Annotated in this window: 14 protein-coding genes; 9 read left to right on the forward strand and 5 right to left on the reverse strand. The window is 61.5% G+C overall.

Annotation, left to right across the window (positions count from 1 at the left end; all coding sequences use genetic code 11):
* Positions 1–258: 258 nt before the first annotated feature.
* On the forward strand, positions 259–417 hold the full coding sequence (locus AC0ZWN_RS27765) for a metallothionein (protein ID WP_476337550.1): 159 nt from the start codon (positions 259–261) through the stop codon (positions 415–417).
* A 25-nt stretch (positions 418–442) separates the two neighbouring features.
* On the opposite strand, the gene AC0ZWN_RS27770 is transcribed toward AC0ZWN_RS27765, so the two are convergent.
* Both AC0ZWN_RS27770 and AC0ZWN_RS27775 read right to left on the reverse strand, forming a co-directional pair.
* Complete coding sequence (locus AC0ZWN_RS27770) at positions 443–715, reverse strand: hypothetical protein (protein ID WP_116255995.1); 273 nt, start codon at positions 713–715, stop codon at positions 443–445.
* A gap of 39 nt (positions 716–754) precedes the next feature.
* Entirely contained in the window at positions 755–982 is a 228-nt protein-coding gene (locus AC0ZWN_RS27775) for a DUF6555 family protein (protein WP_093433873.1), read from the reverse strand.
* A gap of 136 nt (positions 983–1,118) precedes the next feature.
* Here AC0ZWN_RS27775 and AC0ZWN_RS27780 point away from each other — a divergent pair, with 136 nt between their 5' ends.
* From AC0ZWN_RS27780 to AC0ZWN_RS27790, 3 genes are all read left to right on the forward strand, one after another.
* Complete coding sequence (locus AC0ZWN_RS27780; RefSeq protein ID WP_476337553.1) at positions 1,119–1,901, forward strand: AraC family transcriptional regulator; 783 nt, start codon at positions 1,119–1,121, stop codon at positions 1,899–1,901.
* A 224-nt stretch (positions 1,902–2,125) separates the two neighbouring features.
* Positions 2,126–2,299 (forward strand): DUF1427 family protein, encoded by a 174-nt coding sequence (locus tag AC0ZWN_RS27785; RefSeq protein WP_093433877.1) that lies wholly within the window; start codon positions 2,126–2,128, stop codon positions 2,297–2,299.
* A gap of 29 nt (positions 2,300–2,328) precedes the next feature.
* A complete protein-coding gene (locus tag AC0ZWN_RS27790) occupies positions 2,329–3,285 on the forward strand; it encodes a quinone oxidoreductase family protein (protein WP_476337555.1) in 957 nt (318 codons plus the stop codon).
* A 124-nt stretch (positions 3,286–3,409) separates the two neighbouring features.
* Here AC0ZWN_RS27790 and AC0ZWN_RS27795 read toward each other — a convergent pair whose 3' ends face one another.
* The gene (locus tag AC0ZWN_RS27795; RefSeq protein WP_476337557.1) at positions 3,410–4,432 is read right to left on the reverse strand and encodes a purine-nucleoside phosphorylase; all 1,023 of its coding nucleotides are present in this window, start codon (positions 4,430–4,432) and stop codon (positions 3,410–3,412) included.
* A 15-nt stretch (positions 4,433–4,447) separates the two neighbouring features.
* The gene (locus AC0ZWN_RS27800; RefSeq protein WP_150651604.1) at positions 4,448–5,407 is read right to left on the reverse strand and encodes a nucleoside-specific channel-forming protein Tsx; all 960 of its coding nucleotides are present in this window, start codon (positions 5,405–5,407) and stop codon (positions 4,448–4,450) included.
* A 424-nt stretch (positions 5,408–5,831) separates the two neighbouring features.
* On the opposite strand from AC0ZWN_RS27800, the gene AC0ZWN_RS27805 reads away from it, so the two are divergent.
* The 3 genes from AC0ZWN_RS27805 (at position 5,832) to mnmH (ending at position 18,729) form a co-directional block, all read left to right on the forward strand.
* Positions 5,832–16,358 (forward strand): autotransporter-associated beta strand repeat-containing protein, encoded by a 10,527-nt coding sequence (locus tag AC0ZWN_RS27805; RefSeq protein WP_476337559.1) that lies wholly within the window; start codon positions 5,832–5,834, stop codon positions 16,356–16,358.
* A gap of 233 nt (positions 16,359–16,591) precedes the next feature.
* Positions 16,592–17,626 carry a selenide, water dikinase SelD gene (gene selD, locus AC0ZWN_RS27810; RefSeq protein WP_320337534.1) on the forward strand — a complete coding sequence of 345 codons (1,035 nt, stop codon included), beginning with the start codon at positions 16,592–16,594 and terminating at the stop codon, positions 17,624–17,626.
* The gene (mnmH, locus tag AC0ZWN_RS27815) at positions 17,626–18,729 is read left to right on the forward strand and encodes a tRNA 2-selenouridine(34) synthase MnmH (RefSeq protein ID WP_460129427.1); all 1,104 of its coding nucleotides are present in this window, start codon (positions 17,626–17,628) and stop codon (positions 18,727–18,729) included. Before selD ends, mnmH begins: the two co-directional genes overlap by 1 nt.
* 119 nt (positions 18,730–18,848) lie before the next feature.
* Here mnmH and AC0ZWN_RS27820 read toward each other — a convergent pair whose 3' ends face one another.
* On the reverse strand, positions 18,849–19,523 hold the full coding sequence (locus AC0ZWN_RS27820) for a histidine phosphatase family protein (protein WP_093433895.1): 675 nt from the start codon (positions 19,521–19,523) through the stop codon (positions 18,849–18,851).
* A gap of 403 nt (positions 19,524–19,926) precedes the next feature.
* Here AC0ZWN_RS27820 and AC0ZWN_RS27825 point away from each other — a divergent pair, with 403 nt between their 5' ends.
* Complete coding sequence (locus tag AC0ZWN_RS27825; RefSeq protein WP_476337561.1) at positions 19,927–21,333, forward strand: hypothetical protein; 1,407 nt, start codon at positions 19,927–19,929, stop codon at positions 21,331–21,333.
* 84 nt (positions 21,334–21,417) lie between these two features.
* Entirely contained in the window at positions 21,418–22,116 is a 699-nt protein-coding gene (locus AC0ZWN_RS27830) for a glutathione binding-like protein (protein WP_093433898.1), read from the forward strand.
* Positions 22,117–22,179 lie beyond the last annotated feature (63 nt).

The raw sequence follows: 22,179 nt of genomic DNA on the forward strand, positions 1-22,179 counted from the left end.
CGGATGGACACCGTAGCGAGGGAACACTGAGCCTCAGCGAAGTGCCGTACGCCAGGGGCAAAGCCTTTTGCTTACTTTTCGGCGTCTGGAAAAGTGAGTCGCTGTAAGAGCGAAACCGCCAGCGGCAACACCCGCAGCAACGGATATGCCCCCAATCCCAAACAAAATCAAAAGATCGCAGCCTGCCGCAGCTCCTACACTGGGTATTACGGCTTGCCCTTCAAGCCCCAGACAACCACCACCCAAGGAGTCTGTCCCATGCCTGATAAAACCTGTGACTGCCCTAAATGCAATTGCAAGCTCGGCGAGCATCCGGTCGTGCGTCATGGCAAGCATTTTTGCTGCGAGGCTTGCGCCCATCATCATGAGAACGGTGCGGAATGCTCTACCAAGGGCTGTAAATGCGCCCACGAATGACGAACGACGCATAAAAAAGTGGAGCCTAATCAGGCTCCACTTCCAGTTTCAGACTTTCATCGTCCATTCGTTCGGTATGCCGCACCGTACCTTGCAGCCGCCGGCCTTCAACCCTGACCACCACGGTTTTCGCCTGGTCAAGATCCTCCGGCAGCGGTGCCGGCACTCGCAACGCGAAGCGAAACGGATCATCTATGACCGCCTCCAGCCCAACGCGGCAATCCACGCTTTTGGTGATACGCCCAAACAACGTATCAAGGCCATAGTCCAGATGCGCCGGGCTGTTGATGTTGGTCATGGTGCATTCCCCCGAATGATGCCGATCACCAGGCTGAGCTTAGCTGGTCGGTCGCCACACGACGTTTTCCACGCCGAATTTTTCTGCCATCGGCTTGCTGGTCTTCTGCACCTTCTCACGGCCAAAGCGCGGGATGCGACCGACGCCGGCGTCGCAGCTCGCCCAGTGCCACGCCTCGACATTATCCATCTTGTCCGAGCGGATAATGAAGGACTTGGGCGTGCCGTGGAGGGTGTATTCGATGACATAGAGTTTTGCGTTGTTCATAAAGCCCGTATTCCTCCCTGTAGTATTAGAGGGATCGCGGCGCACCGGGAAAATTCATTCGGATTGTCCGACGGTCTCTATCGTTGGCGACGTCGTGGCGCACTGGTTACCATGGTTTCCCAGCCAACCCCAATGAATGCTCGCCATGGCCCTTGCCGCACCGCCCGATCTCAGCGATACCGATGTGCCCGTGCAACCGCTCGCACGCACGTATCCGCGCGGCTTGTTTATCGAGCCACACGAACATGTCTGGGGGCAGTTGCTGTATGCGATGAGCGGGGTGATGTGGGTCGAGACCCCGCACGAAGCGCTGGTGGTGCCGCCGCAGCGCGCAGTGTGGTTGCCGCCGGGGGTGCCGCACGGGATTCGGGTGGTGTCAGATCTGCAGATGCGCAATATCTACCTGCGCCCGGCGCTGGCGGCGACGTTGGACACCACGGTGCAGGTGATCGAGGTCGGTGGGTTGCTGCGCGAGTTGATTGTCAGGCTGGTGGAGCAGGGCGACAGTGGTGAACCGGCCTACTACGAGGCGTTGGTCGGGCTGGCCTTGCTGGAACTGAAACGCGCTAGGCGTTCACAGTTGAAGATCCCGATGCCGGATGATTCCGATCGGCGTTTGATGAACCTGTGCCAAGCGGTAATGGCAGCGCCGTCGCTGGAGATTCCGTTCGAGCAGCACGCGGCAAATGCCGGGGCCAGCGTGCGTACGCTGGCGCGGTTGTTCAAGGACAGCCTCGGCATGGGCTTCGCCGAGTGGCGGCGGCAGGTGCAACTGGCGACGGCGGTGGCGGAACTGATTCAGGGCGTGGCGGTGAGTGTGATTGCCCGGGAGCTCGGCTATTCACCCAGTAGTTTCAGCGACATGTTTCGCCGCGAACTTGGCGTGGCGCCCTCACAATTTGCAGTGGAATACGATTAATAAAACCAGCGCAGATCCAATGTGGGAGCGAGCCTGCTCGCGAATGCGGTGGATCAGTTGACTCATCCTTCACTGACACACCGTATTCGCGAGCCGGCTCGCTCCCACAGGGTTCTGTGGTGTGCATCCGATACTTGTCCGAAATTCAGAAGTCCTTGGCCGATGCCATCCCCGCCGGTTCCCTAAACTCTGCCCATTCCCTTCAAACGGCGGAGTTCCTCCCCATGAACTACCTGATTTCGCTGGCCATTGGTCTGGGCGTCGGCCTGTTGTATGGCGCGCTGGATTTCCGTTCCCCGGCGCCACCGGCCATCGCACTGGTCGGTTTGCTCGGCATGCTTGCGGGTGAACAGTTATGGCCGATGGGCCGGCAACTGGTGACGGGCTGGCTGTCCTGAACTCTTTTTCTCCTTCGGTGGATGTCCCCATGAAAGCACTGCAATTCGATAAAACCGGCGATCTGTCTTCCCTACGCTACGTCGAGGTGCCGACCCCGGCACCCGGCGTTGACGAAGTGCTGGTGCAGATCAAGGCTGCCGGCCTTAATCCCAGCGATGTGAAAAACGTCCTCGGCCGCTTCCCCTACACCACGCTGCCGCGAATTCCCGGCCGGGATTTTGCCGGTGTCGTTGTCGAAGGCCCGCAGGCCTTGATCGGTCAGGAAGTCTGGGGCACTGGCCGTGAGCTGGGCTTTTTTGCCGACGGCTCCCATGCGCAGTTCGTCAAACTGCCGACCAATGGCGTGGCGCACAAACCTTCGCATCTGAGTTTCACCCAAGCCGCCAGCCTCGGCGTGCCCTACACAACGGCGTGGGATGCGCTGGAACGCAGTCTGGTAACGGCTGCAACACGATTGCTGGTGATCGGCGGCGGGGCGGTGGCCACCGCTGCTTTGGCGCTGGCGAAAGTGCGTGGCGCGCAGTTGCTGGCAGCAGCGCGGCGCCCGGAGCAGGTGGCGGAGTTGCAGGCGCAGGGTTATCAGACGATTCAGCTGGATAAGCCCGAAGACCTCGGCGCGCAGGTCAACGCGGTTTATTGCGGCGGCGCCGATGTGATCTTCGACACCACCGGTTTCTGGTTGCCAGCGTCGGTGGCGGCATTGGCCACCTTCGGCCGGATCGCGATCATCGCCGCGCCGGTGGACGGGCATGTGCAATTGCCGGCGCTGGCGCTGTATCGCAAGGGCGGGTCGGTGGTCGGGATCAATTCGTTGTTATATGGCGTTGAAGCCTGTGCGGCGATGCTTGAGCAGTTCGGGCGGTTCTTTGATGAAGGCTTGCTGCCGTTGCCGCAAGGGTTGGTCGAAGCGCCGTTGGCCGAAGGGCTCGCGCGCTACGCCGATGTGAATCAAGGCAGCGGCGACAAGGTCATCCTTATCCCCTGACATACCCCAAAAAAACCTGTGGGAGCGAGCCTGCTCGCGAAAGCGGTCTGTCAGCCAACATCTTGATCGACTGACACAACCTCTTCGCGAGCAGGCTCGCTCCCACATTTTTACTGTGTGTAGCTCAGGATTGCGGTATGCCGTTTTCCCATGCCGACCAGTTTTTCAAGATGTCCTGCACCAGCGGATTACCCGTGCGATAGAGATTTTCCAGCGCCGGCACAAACCCACCCTGATCAGCGTACTTGAGCAGGTTGTCCACTTCACTGCCGCCCGGCTCTGGACGATCAAAATCGGACCCTGCACGCACCACGGCCAGACGTTGCACGTCGACCAGACCTTCGCGACTGGCACGCAGCAAGGCCTCATAGGTCGAGTTGTCTTCCTGTTGCGTCGTGCAGTATTCGCCCTTGTTATCGGTCAACAACTTGGTCCAGACCTCGGCCCGTTCGCTCAGGCGCGTGCCGGAGAACCAGGTGTTGCCGGCCAGCGTGTCGCAACGGGTCACCACCGGTGGTTGATTGGCCGGGGCCGACGGGTATTTCAGGCGCCACGCGGCGGATTCCCTGCTTTCGCTCAGCTCGACCTTGTGGCTCAGGGCGAACGCCTTGGCCTGCAGTTTCGGGTTGAGTTCAAAGACTTCGGTCTTGTAGTCCAACGGTGGTTTTTCGTTCGGGCCTTTGGTGTTGATGCCCAGGTAGCCGGTCGGCCAACTCGACGGTGCATCGCGCGAATCGATCTCCCATTGCGTGCCGAACTCCACCAGATAGTGCGCCCATGCAGCGGTGCCGATGGTCCCGTGCTTCGGGCTGATGCCGGCGATACCGGCGATCAGGAAGTAACTTTTGCGCAGGTCGAATTTCGGCGACAAGGCCAAGGCCAGGGTCGAGGCGGCGGCGTTGGTCTGGCCCATGCCGGTGGTCAGCAGGCACACCTGCTGCGTGTTGCAGCGGATGCTCGGGTACTCGGCGGACAGGCCCGGCACGCGGATTTCCTGCTTCAACTCCAGGCGATCGATCCAGTGTTGTGCCTCGGGGGCGAACATGGTGATCAGCACGACTTTCGGTTGCATCGGTGCTTCGGCGGCCCACGCGGTGGAGGAGAGCAGGGCCGCACCGGCCAGGGTCAAACGCATCATTGCTTGCATGGAAAACTCCTTGATTCAGAACTGATAACCGACGCCGGCGTAGTAACCCCAGCCGTTGGAACGTGCGCGGAAGTTGCCGTCGCCAAAATTCAGCTCGCTGCCGTCTTCCCAGTTGCCGCCGTTGTGGAAATAACGGCCGACCAGGGTGAAGCGCAAGTGAGTGAACGAGTAGAGCAAGACGTTGGTCGCCACTGTTGCGTTGGCCGTGCGCGCAGGGTTGTCCTTGTGGATGTCCGAGCCGAAATCGAAGTTGGTGAAACCAATGTAGGTCAGCGAAGCGCCGTTGCTGAATTTGTCGATCGGCACGATGTACTTCAGTTGCGCGCGATAGCCGTCCCACGAGTATTCGTTGCTCGCGCCGTAATTTTCCCACTGATAGCGACCGTACAGGTTGGCCGACAGATTGACCCGCGAATGGGTGTCGATGTCGGTGCCGAAACCGCTGTAGAGGGTGTTGGCGCGGTTCTCTTTGCGGCTGCCGTGGTCGTAGATCCAGTCGAACGCCACATACCATTCCTTGAACGGGCCGATGGCCAGGCTGCGGCCGGCGAGGTAGTCGATGGAAATGCGCGGTTCGTGCTCCATAAACACTGGTGAGCCGTGATCCCACACGCCTTTGTCGTGGCTGTTGCCAATGTTGAAGATCTTCGGAATGTCGATGTAGCCGTATAACTCGAACGGGCCTTTGCGGCCGAAGTACTCGTATTCCAGATAGATGTCGTCGGCCGGTTGCGGGCCGAAGCTGATGTCCTTGCTGCCGATCAACATCAGGTCCTGGTTGTACCAGTCCGACAGATACGCGCCTTTTTTCGGCGGGCTGGCTTCGGGGCTGAGGGCTTCGCCCTGGGCGGATTCTTCGGCTGGCGCCGGTTGCGCCAGAACGCTGTGGCTGAGAACTCCGGTAACGCCGGTCAGTAGCAGGGAAACAGCGAGCGTGCGCGCAAACGGTGCGCGAAAAGGGCATGCGATGGGCATTCAAAGTCCTTTTTTTGCGGATCGAGGCCCGTGTTCCGTGGGCTTGTACGGTTTTGTTACGAAAACGTTGGGATTGACGTTACGCAAACGTTTGCACAAGGCGTACCAAAACCTTCAATGGGCTGAAAAATCTGTCCTTTTTTAGTATTTCCTGATGGATCGGTCAGGCGCGGGTTTGCAGACCCCACAGTTTTGAGTCTCGTCGAGGCTAATAGCTGCGTGGTTGAAACGCTGATTCCAGAGGCCTCTAGCACCAAAGTATTAATGCCATTTAACCAATGCCCCATCGCAGGGCGTCGACTAGCGTGTGTCAGGAATAGAACGGTTTTGTAATGACCGTCGCAGTCTTGATTCGCGTGTCGAATAAGCCCGCTGCTTGTGCACGCCGCTCAAGGAAGAAATTGGCCACGACAAGGAGTAGCCCGTGGAAGCAAGGTTTGGTGTCGCCCTCGTTTCGCGTTTTTCCCCTCTTTCCCTTGCTGTGCACCTCAGCGTCGCCGGGCTGTTGTTCGGCGGGGTCAGCGCACCTGCGCTGGCCACGTGCTCCACGGCAGGTTCCACCGTGACCTGCACCGGCGTGCCGAGTCTGCCGCTGTTTCTCAATAACTTTTCCAGTGCCACCAGCGGTTTGACGGTCAACGTCAACAGCGGCGCGCAGATGAACGCGACCCTCGGCGGCCATGTGATGGACCTGACCGGGGTGAACATCTCCCTGAACAACTCCGGCACCCTCGACCCGGCGCTACTGGGCCTGGTCTCGGTGTTGAGTGGCGGCGCATTCATTGGCACCGGTGCGACCAGTACGGTCAGTGTGCTCAACAATGCCAGCGGGATCATTCGCGGCACGGGCATGTTGCTCGGGCTCAACCTGACCAGCATCGACGGCCTGGCCCTTTCGGTTAACAACGCGGCAACCGGCACCACCAGCATCACCAACAACGGCACCATCACCTCGACCGGACTCTCGATCGGCGGCATCACCTTGGCGGATACCCCGGTGGTCGGCGTCTACGGCGGTTCGCAGGTCAACATGACCAACAGCAGCACCGGTGTGATCAACGGCCGGATCGCGTTCGAAACGTCGGCGGCGGGCAATACCTTCACCAACGCTGGTGCGATTACCGGCGGTGTGTCGATGGGTGCGGCGAGCACTAACACCTTCACCGCAGTGACCGGCTCTTCGGTGCAGGTTGGTGACGGCGTGCAGGTCAGCGTCGGCCTCGGCGGACTGATCGGCATCAACCTGACCTTTGCGCCAACCGGCACGGTCGATGGCGGTGCGGGCGGCACCAACAGCCTGATCCTGCAAAACCCGGCTGGCGTCGGCGGCGGTATCACCGGGACTGGCACGGCATCGAGCGCCACCTACATCAACTTCAACAACCTGACCCTCAACAGCGGCACCTGGACCTTGCAGGGGCCATTGGTCAGTGGCGCGACCACGCTCAACGGCGGTATCGCGAATTTCAACAACAACGCCACCTTCGGCAGCGGTGTGCTCACTTCCAACGGCGGGACTCTGCAGGCCAGCAATGCCGGGTTGAACATCAGCAATCTGATCTCCCTCGGCGCTGGCGGCGTGACGGTGCAAGGCACTAACGCCACCACCCTGAGCGGCGTCATTTCCGGCAGCGGTGGCCTGACCAAGGTCGGCTCCGGGCAACTGAGCCTCAGCGCTGCCAACACCTACCTGGGCAACACCACGCTCAATGGCGGCACCGTACAGTTGGGCAACAACCTGGCGCTGAGCACCGGCACCCTTAACGTCACCGGCGCGACAACATTGAGCGCGCCGGGCACGATCAGCCTGGCCAACGCCATCAGCCTCGGTGGCACCTTGACGGCTGGCGGCACCGGAGCACTGACCCTCAGCGGCTTGATCAGCGGCAGCAGCGGCCTGACCAAAACCGGCAGCGGTAGCCTGACCGTCAGCGGTGCCAATACCGGTTTCACCGGCACCACCACCCTCAGCGCCGGTAGCCTGTTGGTGACCAACAATGATTCGCTGGGCAGTGGCGCGCTGAATACCGCCGCCGGTACCAGTCTGGACAGCACCGCCAACGTCACCCTGGCCAATAACATCGGCATGACCGGCGCCCTCAACGTGCTCGGCAGCAATGCCCTGACACTCGGCGGCGTGTTGTCTGGCACTGGCGGGATTACCAAATCCGGCAGCGCCGGCCTGACCTTGAGCGGCAACAACACCAACAGCGGCAACACGCTGCTCAATGCCGGCAGCCTGTTCGTTGGCAGCAACACCGCGCTGGGGACTGGCGCACTGAATGCGGCGGCGGGTACCACGCTGGATGCGACTGCCGCAGTGACATTGGCCAACGCCGTTGCGCTGGCGGGCGGGGTGACCATCGGCGGCACTCAGGCATTGGGCCTGAGCGGCGTTGTCAGCGGCGTCGGCAGTTTGATCAAGAATGGCACGGCGGATCTGACCCTCAGCGGCAACAACACCTTCTCCGGCGGCACTGCGCTTAATGCCGGTACGCTGATTGTCGGTTCCAATACGGCGCTGGGTACCGGTGCCCTGACCACAGCGGCAGGCACCAAACTCGACGCTAGCACCACGGCCGCGTTGACCAATGCGGTGACCCTTGGCGGTGATCTGGAAGTGCGTGGCAGTGCTGACCTGACCCTCGGTGGTGTGATCAGCGGCAGTGGCGGGTTGACCAAGCGCGGTTTTGCCAACCTGACTCTCAACGGTGCCAACACTTATCTCGGCGGTACCACGCTGGCCGCCGGCACGCTCACTGTGGGCAACGCGGCCGCGTTGGGCAGCGGTGCATTGAACGTCATCGATGTCTCAGCGCTGGACAGCAACACCGCTGTCAACCTGAGCAACAACATCAACCTCAACAGCAGTACCCTGAGCCTCGGCGGCAGCAGCGGTCTGACCCTCTCCGGTGTCATCAACGGCGCCGGTCAACTGATCAAGAACGGCGCCGCCAACCTGACCCTCGATGGGGTAAACACGTTCGCTGGCGGGACCACGTTGAACGCCGGTAGCTTGACTGTCGGTAACGCTGCGGCGCTGGGCACTGGCGGACTGACTGTCGCCGGGGCCAGTACCCTCAACAGCAGCACGGCGGTGACCCTGAACAACGCAATCACCCTCAACGCCAACCTCACCGCCGGCGGCGCCAATGCGCTGACCCTTGGCGGGGTGATCAGTGGCGGCAGTGGTTTAATCAAGACCGGCGCATCCAGCCTGACCCTCAACGGCAACAACACCTACACCGGCACCACCGCCCTGAACGCCGGTTCGCTGATTGTCGGCTCCAATACCGCCCTCGGCACTGGCACACTGAATGCCTCGAACGGCACCACTCTGGATGCCAGCACTGCGGCAACGCTGGCAAACAACGTTAACCTCGGCGGCACTCTGACCCTGGGTGGCTCCAATGCGCTGACCCTCGGCGGCGTGGTCGCCGGTATCGGTGGACTGACCAAGAACGGCGCTGCCGATCTGACCCTCAACGGCGCCAACACTTATTTTGGCAACACCGTGTTGAATACCGGCAAACTGACCGTCGGCAGCAACACCGCGCTGGGTTCCGGCACGTTGAACGCGGCGGCCAACACCACGCTGGACGCCAACACGGCGGTCAGCCTGAACAATGCCGTGGCACTCGCCGGTGCCTTGAATATCGGCGGCACGGCGGATATGACCCTGACCGGTCTGGTCAGCGGCGCCGGCAGTCTGGTGAAAGACGGCGCGGCCAATCTGATTCTCAACGCCGCCAACAACTACCTCGGCGGCACCACGCTGAACGCCGGTACGTTGACCGTCGGCAACAGTTCGGCACTGGGGTCCGGTGCGCTGACCGTCGCTGGCGCCGCAACGCTGGACAGCAATTCGCCGCTGGTCAGCCTCAACAACGCCGTCGCCCTGAATGCCGCGCTGACCGTGGGCGGTACGCAGAACCTCACCCTCGGCGGCGTCACCAGCGGCACTGGCCAGTTGATCAAGGACGGCGCGGCCAATCTCACCCTCAATGGCAACAACACCTTCAGCGGCGGCACCACGCTCAACGCCGGTACGCTGACATTGGGCAATGCCAACGGCCTGGGCAGCGGTGCATTGGTCGTCGGCGGCGCGGCGACGCTGGATAACAGCGCCTCGTTCGGCATTGGCAACGCGATCACTTTGAACGCCGGGCTGACGGTTGCCGGCAACAACGATTTGAGCCTGAACGGCATCATCGACGGCGCCGGCAGCCTGACCAAAAACGGCCTGTCGGATCTGACCCTCGCCGGCAACAACACTTTTACCGGCGCGCTGAATATCGTCTCGGGCAGCGTCACCACGCTCAATACCAACGCGTTGGGTAACACCTCCGGGGTCAACATCAGTGCCGGTGCCGGGCTGAATCTGGGCAGTGACGCCAGCCTCGGCGCGCTGAGCGGCAGCGGCAGCGTGCAACTGACCGGCAGCAACACCCTGACCGTCGGCAGCGGCAACGTCACCAGTACGTTCGACGGTGATCTCAGCGGCAGCGGCGGCCTGGTCAAAGTCGGCACCGGCACCTTGAACCTCACCGGGATCAACGGCATCACCGGCAACACCGCGATCAATGGCGGCATCGTCGATCTCAGCGGTTCGCTGGGCAGTGCACAGGTCAACGTCAACACTGGCGGTACCCTCACCGGCACCGGTTCGGCGCTCGGCGCGGTCAACATCAACAACGGTGGGCATCTCGCATTGTCGTCGGGCAACACCTTGTCGGCGGGCGCTCTGACTCTCGGCACCGGCAGCAACGTTGATGTGGCACTGGGCACACCGTCGACCTCATCGCTGATGAATGTCGGTGGCAACCTGACGCTCGACGGCAATCTCAATGTCACCGATGCCGGCGGCTTCGGCGTCGGTGTGTATCGCTTGTTCAACTACACCGGCAGCCTGACCAACCTCGGTCTGGACGTGGCCAGCGTGCCGGTCGGCTACGGCCTCGGCGATCTGCTGGTGCAAACCGGCGTGGCCAATCAGATCAACATTCAAGTCTCGGCGCCGAACAGCAACATCCGTTACTGGGACGGCAGCCAGACCATTGCCAACGGCATCGTCGATGGCGGTAGCGGTACGTGGAACGCGGTCGGCACCAACTGGACCGATGCCAACGGTCTGGTCAACCAGCCGTGGGCCGGCGACTTCGCGGTGTTCCAGGGCAGCGTCGGCACGGTGACGGTGAACGGCACGCAGGCATTCACTGGCATGCAGTTCCTCACCGACGGCTACAACGTGGTCAACGGTGCAGCGGGACAACTCACAGCGGTCAATGGCACCGGCGGCACCACTTCGTTGCGCGTCGATCCGGGCGTGACGGCGACCATCAATGCCAATATCGATGGCAGCGGCATCCTCAATAAACTCGACGCCGGCACGCTGGTGCTCGGTGGTGCCAACACCTATACCGGCGGCACGCAACTGGATGGCGGCAAGATCATCGTCGGCAGCAACACCGCACTCGGCACCGGTACGTTGACGGCGAATGCCGGCACGCAACTGGACAGCAACGCGGCGGTGACACTGGCTAACGCGGCGACGCTCAACGGTAACCTCACCGTAGTCGGCAGCAATGCGCTGACCCTCAACGGCGTGATTGGTGGCACCGGCGGGCTGATCAAAACCGGCACGGCCAACCTGACCCTCGGCGGCAATAACGCTTTCCTCGGCCCGGTAGCGCTGAATGCCGGCGGGCTGGTTCTGGCGTCGAACTCGGCGCTCGGCTCCGGCACGTTGAACGCGGCGGGCGGTACGACGTTGGATGCCAGCACGGCGGTTTCGGTAAACAACGCGGTCAACCTGGCCGGCAATCTCGGCATCGGCGGCACGGCGGATCTGACCCTGGCCGGTACGCTCAACGGCGCCGGCAGCCTGAGCAAAAACGGCGCCGCCAACCTGACTCTCAGCGGCAACAACAACTTCCTCGGCGGCACCACCCTGAACGCCGGCACCCTGACCGCCGGCAGCAACTCGGCACTGGGCCTGGGCAACCTGACCGTGGCGGGCGCCTCGGCGCTGGACAGCAACAGCGCGCTGAGCCTGGGCAACAACGTCGTGCTCAACGCCAATCTGAGCAACACCGGCAGCAACAACCTGACCCTCGCAGGCGTCGTCAGCGGCGCGGGCGGCTTGATCAAGGACGGCGCGTCGAACCTGACCCTCAATGGCATCAATACTTACTCCGGCGGCACCACACTGAATGCCGGTACGTTGACCCTCGGCACTGGCGGGTCGCTGGGCAGCGGCGCGCTGACTGTGGCCGGCGCTTCGACCCTCGACAACTCCGCGCCACTGGTGCTGGCCAACAACCTCAACGTCAACGCGAACCTGGCTCTGGCCGGCAACAACAACCTGACCCTTGGCGGTGTGATTGCCGGCGCCGGCACGTTGAGCAAAAACGGTCTGGCCGACGTCACGCTGAGTGGCAACAACACCTTCAGCGGCACGTTCGATGTGGCGTCCGGCAGCCTGACCACACTGAGTGGCGCAGCGCTGGGCAACAACGCTACGGTCAATCTCGCGGGTGGCGCGGCGCTGAATCTCGGTGCTTCCGGCAGCCTCGCCAGCCTTACCGGCAGCGGCACTGCGCTGATCGGTACGGGCAATACGTTGAGCCTTGGCGGCAACAACGTCAGCAGCACTTTCGCCGGCATCCTCAGCGGTGACGGCAGCCTGAGCAAACTCGGCAGCGGCACCCTGACCCTCAGCGGCATCAGCGATCTGACGGGTGACACCAGCGTCAATGCCGGCACCTTGCAGGTCAACGGTTCGCTGGCCAGCGGCAATGTGCTGGTCAACAACGGCGGCACCCTCGGCGGCAGCGGCACCTTGACCGGTGCCGTGACGGTGGCCGATGGCGGTCATCTGGCGGGCGTCACCGGCAGTACGCTGAACGTGAGTTCGCTGGTGTTCAACGGCAACTCAAACTTCGACGTCGGCCTCGGCACACCGGTGTCCGGTGGCGGCAATGCGCTGGTCAGCGTTGGCGGCAACCTGACCCTCGACGGCACCCTCAATGTCAGCGACATCGGCGGTTTCGGCAGCGGCGTGTATCGCCTGATCGACTACACCGGCGGCCTGACCGACAACGGCATGCTCTTCGGCACGTTGCCGGGCAGCGTCAGCCCGGGCGATCTGCAACTGCAAACCGCGCTGGCCAATCAGATCAACCTGCTGGTCACCGCACCGGGCGTCACCGTGCAGTTCTGGGACGGCAATCAACTGGTGGCCAACGGTTCGGTCGAAGGCGGCAGCGGCACCTGGGGCACCGGCACCACCAACTGGACCGACGTCAACGGCACTAACAACCAGGCCTGGACCAACAGCTTCGCGGTGTTCCAGGGTGCGGCCGGCACGGTGACCGTCAACGGCGCGCAAACCATTACCGGCCTGCAGTTCGTCACCGATGGCTACAGCTTGGTGAATGGCACGGCGGGCTCGCTGAATCTGGTCAACGGTTCACTGGGCAATGCCACGGTGCGGGTTGACCCGAACGCCACGGCAACCATCGGTGTCGCGCTCAACGGCAGCGGCACGCTGGGCAAATACGACAGCGGTACGCTGGTGCTCAACGCGGCCAACGGCTACACCGGCGGCACCGCGCTCAATGGCGGCAAGATTGTGGTCGGCAACAACGCGGCGCTTGGCACCGGTGTATTGACCGCTGCCGATGGCACGGCGCTGGACAGCAACGCCGCCGTCAGCCTGGGCAACGATGTTGTGCTCAACGGTGGCTTGAATGTCGCAGGCTCCAACGCCTTGACCCTCGACGGCGTGGTCAGCGGCAGCGGCAGCCTGATCAAGGCCGGCGCCTCGAGCCTGACCCTCAACGGCAGCAACACTTTCAGTGGCGGCACTCAACTCGCCGGCGGCACGCTGGTTCTTGGCAACAACAGTGCGATCAGCAGCGGTGCGCTCAATGTGATCGGCAATGGCACCCTCGATAGCACTTCAGCGCTGCAACTGGCCAATGCCATCAACCTTGGCGCTCAACTGACCCTGGCCGGTAATCAGAACACCACATTGATCGGTGCGGTGACCGGCACCGGCAGTCTGCTGAAAAACGGTAGCGGCGATCTCGTTCTCAGTGGAGCTAACACTTACAGCGGTGGCACCACGCTGAACGGCGGCACGACGCGCGGTGACACCAGCAGCCTGCAAGGTGCGATCGTCAACAACGCAACGCTGACCTTCGAGCAAAACGCCGACGGCAGCTACACCGGTAACCTCACCGGTGCCGGCACGCTGAACAAAATCGGGGCTGGAGAGTTGCTGCTGACTGGCAACAACACCTTCACCGGCAACACCTCGGTGCAGGCTGGCAACCTGATCGTCAACGGCGTGCTCAACAGCGCCAATGTCGACGTTGCCAGCGGTGCGGGCATCGGCGGCGGTGGCCAGTTTGGGGGTGCCGTGCAACTGGCCAGCGGCGCGACGCTGCTGGGTGGCGGTACGGCAACGCCATTGTCAGTCGGTTCGCTGGCACTGTCGTCGGGGACCAATCTGGACTTCAGCCTCGGCTCGGCGGCCAGTTCGACCACCGTGGTCAATGTCGCCGGCAATCTGACCCTCGACGGTACGTTGAACATCAGCAACGCCGGCGGTTTCGGCACTGGGGTTTATCAACTGTTCAGCTACGGCGGCAGCCTGACCGACAACGGTCTGGTCTACGGTAGCCTGCCGGTGTCGGCGGCCAACCTGACCCTGCAAACCGCGATTGCCAATCAGATCAACCTGCTGGTGCAAGGCACCCCGGGTGAGGTGCAGTTCTGGAACGGTGGCACCACCAATCCGGACGGCAGCATCGGTGGCGGCAGCGGTGTGTGGGGGCCGGACACCAACTGGACCGATCCGAGTGGTACTCAGGCGCTGGCTTCAAATGGTCAGTTCGCGGTGTTCGGCGGTCAGGCAGGTACGGTTACGGTGCAGGGCAATCAGAACTTCACCGGCCTGCAATTCCTCTCCGGCGGCTACAGCCTGACGCCGGGTGCCGGTGGCTCACTGACCCCGGTCAACGGTGCGGGCGGCAGCCTCGCGCCAGTGCGGGTCAATGCCGGAGGGAGCGCGGAAATCTCCGCGCCGCTGGTGGGCACGGGCGGCATCGAGAAACTTGATTCCGGCACGCTGGTACTGAGCGGCGCCAACACCTACAGCGGTGGCACCACGGTCAGCGGCGGTACGCTGGTCGGTAACACCACGAGTCTGCAGGGCAATATCCTCAACAATGCTTCGCTGTTTTTCGTGCAGAACTTCAACGGTCAGTTCAATGGATCGTTGCGCGGACTGGGCGCGATGCTTAAACGCGGTACCGGCACCTTGCTGTTGACCGGTGATCAGCCATTCAGCGGCACGGTCGCAGTCGATCAAGGCGTGCTGCAAGTCGGCAGCCGGTCGGCGCGGGCGTCGTTGGGCGGGCAAGTTACCGTGGCCAACGGCGCGGGGTTGAGTGGTAACGGCAGCATTGGTTCGGTGGTCAACCATGGCGTTGTCGCCTCGGGCTCCGAAGCAGGCACCCTGAGCGTGGCCGGTAACCTGACCAACGCCAGCGATGGTGTGTTGGCCCTGACGGTCAGCTCGCCAACCGCGACGCCACTGGCAATCGGTGGCACCGCAACGCTGGGCGGCGCTTTGCAAGTGAACTCGCTTGCACCGTTCACCGGCAACACCACGTATTCGCTGATCACCGCAGGCGGTGGCGTGAACGGCACCTTCAGCGCTGCGGACCTGCCGCAATACGCGTTCCTCAACACAGCACTGGTGTACGACGCCAACGCAGTGAACCTGGTGGTCAGCCGCAATGGCAATTCGTTCGCCGATGTCGCCGCCACCGGCAACCAGTTCCGGACTGCTACTGCGCTGTCGAACAATGGTCCGGCGGGCGCGGCGTTGCAGAACGAGATCGTCAACCTCAGTGTCGCCGGTGCGCGCAATGCCTTCGACAGTCTGTCCGGTGAGATCCACGCCAGCACCGCCAGCGCCATCCTTGAGGATTCGCGCTACGTGCGTGACGCGGTCAACGATCGCATGCGCCAACCGTCGTGCAGCGCGGCGGATGATCCACGTCGTGCCCTGGCGCCAAGTGACAACCAACTGAGCAGCAACGGTTGCCACGGCGAAATGGTTGGCTGGGCGCGGGCCCTCGGCGCGTGGGGTGAGTCGGATGGCGACAGCAATGCGGCGAAACTCGATCGTAACCTCAGCGGCTTCATGCTCGGCACCGACAAGCAACTCGATGACCAGTGGCGCGTGGGCATGGCCGCCGGTTACACCCGCAGCGACCTTGATGCCCATGATCGTCGCTCGGACGCCACCGTCGAAAGCTACCATCTGGCCGCGTACCTCAACTCGCAGTTCGATGCCCTGGCCGTGCGCCTCGGCGCGGCTTACAGCTGGCACGACATCGAGACCAAACGCAACGTCAGCGTCGGCAGCTACAACGACCGCTTGAAAGCCAACTACGACGCGCGCAGTGCGCAGGTGTTCGGTGAAGTCGGTTACACGATTGACGCCGGCGGCATTGCCCTTGAGCCGTTCGCCGGGCTGGCCTACGTCAACTACGACAGCGACAAAGCCAAGGAAAAAGGCGGAGCAGGGCGCCTGGAGGCCGATGCCGATCAAGACATCACCTTCTCGACCCTCGGTGTGCGTGCCGGCAAAGTCATCACCCTGGCCAACGGCGGGCAATTCGCCCCGCGCGCGGCGCTCGGCTGGCGCCATGCGTTTGGTGACACCAAGCCTGACGCTGATCTGACCTTCATCGACGGCGGCGCCTCATTCAGCACCCAAGGCGTACCGATCGCCAAGGACAGCGCCATCGTCGAAGCGGGGGTCGACTTCCAGATCAGCCCGACCGGCAAACTCGGGGTCGGCTACTCCGGCCAACTGTCGAACGACAGCAACGACCATGCGATGACCATCAGCTTCAGCCTGGGCTTCTGATTTAGGGTCGAAGCACTTTTAGCCGCCCGCGAGGGCGGTTTTTTTTGCCTTGCCTCAAGCTGCTCGTTCCCACGCTCTGCGTGGGAACGCCTCTAGGGACGCTCCGCGTTCCGGCTCCGGAAGGGACGCGTAGCGTCCCGGTCTGCATTCCCACGCGGAGCGTGGGAACGATCAAAAATCTGCTGCCTCGCGCTCTGCTAGAATCGGCCCCATCAACAGCCTGAGACTCCCCCATGAGCGAGCCGATTCGTCTGACCCAATACAGCCACGGCGCCGGTTGCGGCTGCAAGATTTCCCCACAGGTGCTGGAAGTGATTCTGGCCGGCAGCGGCGCACAGAACCTGGATCCGAAACTGTGGGTCGGCAACGCCTCGCGCGATGATGCGGCGGTGTACGAAATTGATGCCGAGCGCGGTGTGGTCTCGACCACCGACTTTTTCATGCCGATTGTCGACGATCCGTTCGACTTCGGCCGGATTGCCGCGACCAACGCGATCAGTGACATCTACGCGATGGGCGGTGATCCGCTGATGGCCATCGCGATTCTCGGCTGGCCGGTCAATGTGCTGGCGCCGGAAGTGGCGCGTGAAGTGATTCGCGGCGGCCGTGCCGTGTGCGACGCGGCGGGCATTCCACTGGCAGGCGGGCATTCGATCGATGCGCCAGAGCCGATCTTCGGCCTCGCCGTCACCGGTCTGGTCGAGAAGCGCCATATGAAGCGCAACGACACCGCCACCGCCGGTTGCCTGTTGTACCTGACCAAACCGCTGGGCATCGGCATCCTCACCACCGCCGAAAAGAAGGGCAAGCTGCGCGCCGCCGACGTCGGCGTGGCCCGCGACTGGATGTGCACCCTGAACAAACCCGGCAGTCGCTTCGGCAAACTCACCGGCGTCACGGCGATGACCGACGTCACCGGTTTTGGCCTGCTCGGACATCTGGTGGAAATGGCCGATGGCAGCCAACTCACTGCACGCATTGCCTACGACCGCGTGCCGCGTCTGGACAGCGTCGAGTATTACCTTGATCAAGGTTGTGTCCCCGGCGGTACGCTGCGCAATTTCGACAGCTATGCGAGCAAGGTCGGCCGTGTGCAGGAGTTGCACAAGCGCGTGCTCTGCGACCCGCAAACCAGCGGGGGCTTGCTGATCGCGGTGACGCCTGAAGGCCACGAAGAATTCCTCGCCGTCGCCGCTGAACTGGGCTTGAACCTTGCGCCAATCGGCGAACTGGTTGAGCGACAGACGAACGCAGTCGAGGTGATTTGATGCTCCGCGACTGCACTGACTACCGAGACATTTTCCTCAACGATCGGCCGCTGATGGATGCCCGTGCGCCGGTCGAGTTTCACAAGGGCGCGTTCCCCGGCGTGATCAACCTGCCGCTGATGAATGATGTCGAACGGCAGAAGATCGGTACCTGCTACAAGCAACACGGCCAGCAGGCCGCTATCGAGCTGGGCCATCAACTGGTGTCGGGCGCGGTGAAGGCCGAGCGTATCGAGGCTTGGGCCGATTTTGCCCGCGCCCATCCTGACGGTTATCTGTATTGCTTTCGTGGCGGCCTGCGCTCGCAGATCACCCAGCAATGGCTGCGTGACGAGGCTGGCATCGACTATCCGCGCATCGGCGGTGGTTACAAAGCGATGCGCAACTTCCTCATCGACACCCTTGAACAGGCCATCGCGCAATGTGATTTCGTCCTGCTCGGTGGCATGACCGGCACTGGCAAGACCGAAGTGCTGGTGCAGTTGCGCAATGGCCTGGACCTGGAAGGGCACGCCAATCATCGTGGCTCAAGCTTCGGCAAACGCGCCACCGGACAGCCGTCGAACATCGATTTTGAAAACCGCCTGGCCATCGACATTCTCAAGAAACGCGACGCGGGGTTTGCGCAGTTTGTGCTGGAGGACGAGAGCCGGGTGGTCGGCAGTTGCGCCTTGCCGCTGCCGCTGTATCAGGGCATGCAGCAGTACCCGATGGTCTGGCTGGAAGACAGTTTTGACGATCGCGTGGAGCGGATTCTGCGTGATTACGTGGTGGATCTGTCAGCGGAATTTACGGCTGTGCACGGTGAAGAGGGCTTCACGTTGTTCTCTGAACGCTTGCTGGAAAGCCTCAACAATGTGCAAAAACGCCTCGGTGGCGAGCGTCATCGGCGAATGCTGCTGTTGATGGAAGAGGCGTTGATCGAGCAGGGGCGCAGCGGCGCGGTGGACTTGCATCGCGGCTGGATCGAAGGCTTGCTGCGTGAGTATTACGACCCGATGTATGTGTTTCAGCGCGAGAAGAAGGGCGGGCGGATCGAGTTTGCTGGGGAGCGTGGGGCGGTGCTTGAGTATCTGCGTGAGCGAGTGAATCAGACGCTATGAGGTTGTAGCGGCTGGCCTCTTCGCGAGCAAGCTCGCTCCCACAGGGGATTTGTATTTCACGCAAATCCAATGTGGGAGCGAGCTTGCTCGTGAAGGAGCCGGGCCAGGCCACACAACACTCAGGTCGGGCAGGTTTCCTTGCCATGATCCAGCCCCTGCTTGTAGCTGTGGCTCTGCAGACTGGCCTTGCCGTTGTGCCAGGTCAGGGTCAGCACGTACAGCGAGTCAAAATCGTTGCCCGCCCAGTCATCGGTGATGTTCTGCTTCTCGCCGACCGCGTTGCCCGCCACCTTGTTGATCAGCTCCGGCAGATAGCCGTGGGACCAGGCGGTGTAGATCGTCGAGTTGTGATACTTGTCTTCCAGCAGTTCGCGGGCCAGATCGCTGGTGTCGTTGGCCGAGAACTCAATGTTCACCGGCAGGCCGAGCTTGATCGCGGCGGGGCTGATGGTCATCAGCGGGCGAATGTAGCTGTAGGAATTATCCAGCTCACCTTCCTCGACATTGCGCGTCGGGTTGGCGGCAAACACGTAATCGGCCTTGCCGAATTTCTCCGGCAGCAGCGTCGACAGGTCGATGGCGCGGTTCAGGCCCTGACAGTTGAGCTGGCCGAGGCCACCTTCGGGTTTCTCCGCATGGCGCAGGAACACCAGCGTCTGGGTACCGTCCACCGGTTGCGCGCGGCTTTCGCTGGACTCCAGCGACAGGAACAGCGCACTGACGGCCAGCAGGGAAGGCAGGGCCACATATGCGCGGTGTTTGAAACGTTTGGCGAATCGCATAAGGATCGTCATGAAATAAAAGGTTCTTCAGCAAATTCGGTTAAGGCTGACAAACCTTTACACCGCGGGCTCCCAGCGCCGGGTGTTTTCCCTGTCGTGAACGGCTTCCTCTGCAACAAAGCCATAGCTCAGAGTCCCTTGGGGTCGATTTGGTTCGATCCGTACGAGTGCGCGGCACTTTAGCGGCAAACTTCAACGGCTTGGGCACAGGTTAGCGACAGGATGTTACGGTTCGACGCAGCAGACGTTTTTTTGCGCCGGCTCCACGAGAATGCATAAAACTCCCTTTTATGTGCGATATCCATGTACCGCACCCGATGCTGCCCAGTCGATTGCAATGGCGCCTGTGTGATAGACGACTATCGCGACGTCTGCCTGGTTTTTCATTGGGCAGCACTCTCAAAAAAGGATTTTTATGGGCATTGTTCGCAAAACCGCCACCCACTTGCTGTCCGGCCCTGGACTGGCAGACGCAAACCCGTCTCGTAAAAGAAGCAACGGTGTGCTCGCCGACGACGGGCCGGTGAAGAACTCGCGGCTTGATGAGCCGCAAACGCAGATGACGGCTGCCAATCAACCTGAAATGTCGACTACACCTTTCACGGTCTCAGCATTGCCGTCTGCCGGGGTTTTACCTATTCGTCCTGTGGTCGGATCACTTGAACACTATCGCTTGAAATCACCGGCCAGCTTGCCTGCGGCCGATGCCCAGGGCTTGAGGATCTTCAACGGGCGCCAGTACGTCGATATTGCTCACGACGAGATCGTTCAGGTCCGGCAAACAGCAGCAACCGGCGAGTATCGGGCGACATTGGCATCCGAATTGGCAGCTTCCGGGCCGGCGCTGATCTTTGATCCGCAAAACAGGCTGTGGAAGCTCGCCGCTGCTCAGCCTTCCTCTGACTTAGCCAATGTGATTGATATCGATATTGATGAGCTGATTCGCGGCATCAGAAATGAATCGACCGCAAAAAAACGGATTCATGATGGCAGCGAAGACATGATCGAGCGTGACACGTTGATCGGTGCCACCCTGGTTGCGCGTGGGTTGAAGCAGTTCAAGCCAAAACAGGCAGCACTCATTCGTTCGGAGTTGCGGGCGATCGAAACGGTTTTCTCTGATGCCAATTACGCCATTAGTCAAAATCTGCACGAAGCCGATGCGGTTTACACAAGCTTCTTTGGCGCTGACCATCGAGTCGTTGCAGGGCAATTCGCTGAGTCAGTCTCGCGAGGCCTGGCGCTGTCCAGGGAGTATCAGGGCGTGTGGGGGGAGGAAAAATTTATCGGCGTTGATGTCGATAATGACGCCGCCGCATGGATGTACAAAAGAGATTTTCATGGCCGGTTCTTCATCAACCGGAAGTACATGCGACGTGGAATTTTGAGTATGTCGCTGGGCCATGAAATGTTGCACACCAACAGAGTTGACCGGTTCCAGGCCATCGGGCCCAACGCCGCAGATTTCTTCTATCTGAACAACCATCTGCAAGGTCTGTTGAGCCCGGATTTGCCAAGCATTTATGACGTGCCGGAGCGCGGTGTTTCCGAAGCGATCATGCGTGGTGGATTGACGGTCGATTACTTGAAGGCCTTCGGGGACGATCACGATAGCTTTTTGTTCGGCGTCAGTGATTACCTGGGCGTCGACGACGATCTGGATCTTCATACGGCGGTTGACCTGTTCAATGCCAATTCGCAAATGCGCGCGCACATGGCCGCGAACAATGCTGACAGCGTTGTTTACGCGGCGAAAAGCCTGCAGACGTTGCAGCGCAACAAAATTGAATATGCGTGGCTTGACAGCCTTATCGAGGATTGATGTGGGCGAGCACTGGCCAAAAGATCACAGGCTGCGGCGGCTCTGAATTATGATCTGGCTTTAAATTGTGACTGGATGCTTCCCATGACCGATCTGTCCGCGTTCCCGATCACCCAGAAATGGCCGGCGCAGTACCCTGACTGGATTCAGCTCTATTCCTTGCCGACGCCCAACGGCGTCAAAGTCTCGATCATGCTCGAAGAGATCGGCCTGCCGTACGAACCGCACAAGGTCGCTTTCGACAGCAATGATCAATTGTCTGCCGAGTTCCTTTCGCTGAACCCGAACAACAAGATCCCGGCGATCCTGGATCCGCATGGCCCCGAAGATCAGCCACTGGCGCTGTTCGAATCCGGTGCGATCCTGATTTATCTGGCCGACAAAAGCGGCCAGTTGCTCGCGCAGGAAGGTGCGCAGCGCTACGAAACCATCCAGTGGCTGATGTTCCAGATGGGCGGCATCGGTCCAATGTTCGGCCAGCTCGGTTTCTTCAACAAATTCGCTGGCAAGGATTACGAGGACAAGCGCCCGCGTGATCGTTACGTCGATGAAAGCAAACGTCTGCTCAAGGTTCTCGACGGCCGGCTCGAGGGCCGTGACTGGATCATGGGCGAGCGCTATACCATCGCTGATATCGCTACGTTTCCGTGGGTGCGTAACTTGATCGGCTTCTATGAGGCCGGTGATCTGGTCGGGATCAGCAACTTCCCGAATGTCACCCGCGTACTGGAGCGATTCCTCGCCCGCCCAGCGGTCATTCGCGGCCTGACCATCCCCTCGTAATCTCAGGGCTATACACATAACCCTGTGGGAGCGAGCTTGCTCGCGAAGGCGTCGTGTCAGCCA

The sequence above is a fragment of the Pseudomonas sp. 3B-A001-10F genome (assembly GCF_056313565.1).

Coding starts and splice junctions, on each gene's coding strand:
- AC0ZWN_RS27770 (WP_116255995.1), bottom strand. CDS start 715: ATGACCAACATCAACAGCCCGGCGCATCTGGACTATGGCCTTGATACG.
- AC0ZWN_RS27830 (WP_093433898.1), top strand. CDS start 21,418: ATGACCGATCTGTCCGCGTTCCCGATCACCCAGAAATGGCCGGCGCAG.
- AC0ZWN_RS27785 (WP_093433877.1), top strand. CDS start 2,126: ATGAACTACCTGATTTCGCTGGCCATTGGTCTGGGCGTCGGCCTGTTG.
- AC0ZWN_RS27765 (WP_476337550.1), top strand. CDS start 259: ATGCCTGATAAAACCTGTGACTGCCCTAAATGCAATTGCAAGCTCGGC.
- AC0ZWN_RS27800 (WP_150651604.1), bottom strand. CDS start 5,407: ATGCCCATCGCATGCCCTTTTCGCGCACCGTTTGCGCGCACGCTCGCT.
- AC0ZWN_RS27795 (WP_476337557.1), bottom strand. CDS start 4,432: ATGCAAGCAATGATGCGTTTGACCCTGGCCGGTGCGGCCCTGCTCTCC.
- AC0ZWN_RS27775 (WP_093433873.1), bottom strand. CDS start 982: ATGAACAACGCAAAACTCTATGTCATCGAATACACCCTCCACGGCACG.
- selD (WP_320337534.1), top strand. CDS start 16,592: ATGAGCGAGCCGATTCGTCTGACCCAATACAGCCACGGCGCCGGTTGC.
- AC0ZWN_RS27820 (WP_093433895.1), bottom strand. CDS start 19,523: ATGACGATCCTTATGCGATTCGCCAAACGTTTCAAACACCGCGCATAT.
- mnmH (WP_460129427.1), top strand. CDS start 17,626: ATGCTCCGCGACTGCACTGACTACCGAGACATTTTCCTCAACGATCGG.
- AC0ZWN_RS27825 (WP_476337561.1), top strand. CDS start 19,927: ATGGGCATTGTTCGCAAAACCGCCACCCACTTGCTGTCCGGCCCTGGA.
- AC0ZWN_RS27790 (WP_476337555.1), top strand. CDS start 2,329: ATGAAAGCACTGCAATTCGATAAAACCGGCGATCTGTCTTCCCTACGC.
- AC0ZWN_RS27780 (WP_476337553.1), top strand. CDS start 1,119: ATGCTCGCCATGGCCCTTGCCGCACCGCCCGATCTCAGCGATACCGAT.